This is a genomic window from Bacillus sp. 95MFCvi2.1, from assembly GCF_000374965.1.
Lineage (GTDB): Bacteria > Bacillota > Bacilli > Bacillales > Bacillaceae_G > Bacillus_A > Bacillus_A pseudomycoides.
Map to the genome: position 1 here is coordinate 1 of NZ_KB895768.1, position 2,206 is coordinate 2,206.

Consider the following 2,206-nt stretch of genomic DNA (forward strand, 5'->3'; position numbering starts at 1 on the left):
TATAACAAAAATGGTTATAAAGATAACAAATTTGGTTATCTAACTATAACAAAAATGGTTATGAAGATAAGGGATTTGATTTTCTGAATATAACAAATTTAACCATGCGTTGTATAACTACTTGTGCTACAGTTAAATGAGTCCTATTACTTTTAAGAACTTTACACAATTACTTTATGTAGAATTGAATATTTCAAGGATTTAGAGTAGAAGATTTATTCAGAAGATTAGCAAAAAATAAACTATAACAAAAGTAATATGTTTGTTATAATTTAACAGTCAAGGCAGTAAGGAAAGGACGTATGTAGATATGTCTACAAATCAAGGTTTGCAGATTAAAGAAAGTAATATTGTTTCCAAATCTAATACTTTAATTGAAGCAAATTCACGTTTGAATTTAGTTGAACAAAAGCTATTACTTTGTTTGGCTAGTAACATTGAACCAAATGATCGAGATTTTAAAACATATACATTTCCAATTAGAAAATTTCACGATTTACTTGGATTAAGTGGGTCTACTAAATATACTGAGTTGAGCAAAATCACAAAGGAATTATTATCAAAAGTAATTGAAATTCGGATAGGAGAAGAGCTAATACAGGTATCTTGGCTTTCTTCAGCGATTTATAATAGAAATAAAGGAACGATTGATATGCGTTTTGATCCTTTATTAAAACCATTTTTATTAGAATTAAGTAGCAAATTTACGAGTTACAGACTGGCAAATATTGTTAAATTGAAGAGTACATATGCTATACGTATTTACGAATTATTAAAGCAATATGAAAATCTTAAAGAACGCACAATTAGCCTTGGAAACTTAAGATATTACTTAGATGCAATGGATATATATCCTAACTATGCAAATTTTAAGCAACGCGTATTGAAACCTACACAAAAAGAATTGAATCAGAAAACAGATATTTCTTTTGATTTTGAAGAAATTAAATCAGGTAGAAAAGTACAAAAGATTAGATTCATTATACGTGGCCAAAAAAAGAACGATTCAGACCTAGTTCGTTTTGAAAAAAAATTAGATCAATTTCAACAGCCAAACACATTCGAGCAAAAAATCAAACGTTTTGAGGAACGGTGTAAAGAAAAAATATACCCTAAAGTATTAGAAAAATGGAAAACGTATGAGGATTTTGTATTAGAGATAATTGATGATATACGCTTTCGTTCAGATATAGATTCACCAATTGGTTATGTCGAATATATGCTTAACTCACGCTTAAAAGAACTGTCAGATGATGAAGTTTCAAAAACGCATATTCAAGTTGATAAAGAAATTTCCAATAACGCTTTATTAGAGATTGATAATATCATAGATACAATCATTGCTAAATATTCAACATCTACAGGAACTGTAGCTACATTTTTAGTCAAGGATACAGCTATTAACAAGTTAACGAAAATAGTTACACTCGGTGAGGCTGAAGAGATTTGGGTAGACAGAGAAGAATTTGTTATGGATAAAATTTATGAATACATAAAACGAAATAGAAGAAAAAAAAGATATTAAGAAGATAAATATTTAAAAAAAGTAAAACAAGTACAGTTTTCCTTTTACTTACAATTACATTTTTCTTTTGCAAGTATGCATTGAACTACAAAAAGAACCAGCTTACAACTGGTTCTGATTCAATTAAAGCAATTTCAAATTCTTCTGGCTCACCGGAATAAGAACGATATTCTTTCTCTGCAGATTCGAATACATTTGGATTAAAACGAGCAAGAGCGGCAAGTTCAGTTTTTATAACTGCTAACTTTATTTTCAATTCTTGAACTACTCACCACTTAACGTCCTTACGGACTGTTTGAAGTGGGAGATTCCTAAGTACAGAGTTCTATCGAACTCTAATGGATTAGGCTATCCCCGTAGTTCCTACGGTTAAGATACGAATTGCTTCGTTTCTAAGATTGAGTGCTGCATTCCGATCCCTATCCTGATGTGTGCCACAAGAAAGGCAATTCCACTCACGAATTGTTAGATTTTTAACATCTTTGTTTTTGTATCCACGATTGGAACATAACTGACTAGAAGCAAATGTTTTAGATACCACAACAACTTGCTTGCCATACCATTTCGCTTTATATTCCAACATAGTTCGAAATTGTGACCAAGATACTTCACTAATCGCTTTTGCAAGCTTTCCATTTTTGAGCATGTTACTGACTTGTAAGTCCTCCATACCGATGACAT

General features: G+C 30.6%; 3 protein-coding genes. 1 reads left to right on the plus strand and 2 read right to left on the minus strand.

The window, feature by feature from the left end; all coding sequences use genetic code 11:
- Positions 1–310: 310 nt before the first annotated feature.
- Positions 311–1,525, plus strand: a complete 1,215-nt coding sequence (locus C568_RS0130095) for a replication initiation protein (protein WP_018783730.1) — start codon at positions 311–313, stop codon at positions 1,523–1,525.
- 85 nt (positions 1,526–1,610) lie between these two features.
- On the opposite strand, the gene C568_RS35020 is transcribed toward C568_RS0130095, so the two are convergent.
- Positions 1,611–1,781, minus strand: coding sequence for a hypothetical protein (locus tag C568_RS35020; protein ID WP_018783731.1), 171 nt, complete (start codon positions 1,779–1,781; stop codon positions 1,611–1,613).
- Between the two features lie 87 nt (positions 1,782–1,868).
- The coding region (locus C568_RS31610; RefSeq protein WP_018783732.1) for an RNA-guided endonuclease TnpB family protein at positions 1,869–2,206 on the minus strand (338 nt) is incomplete at its 5' end.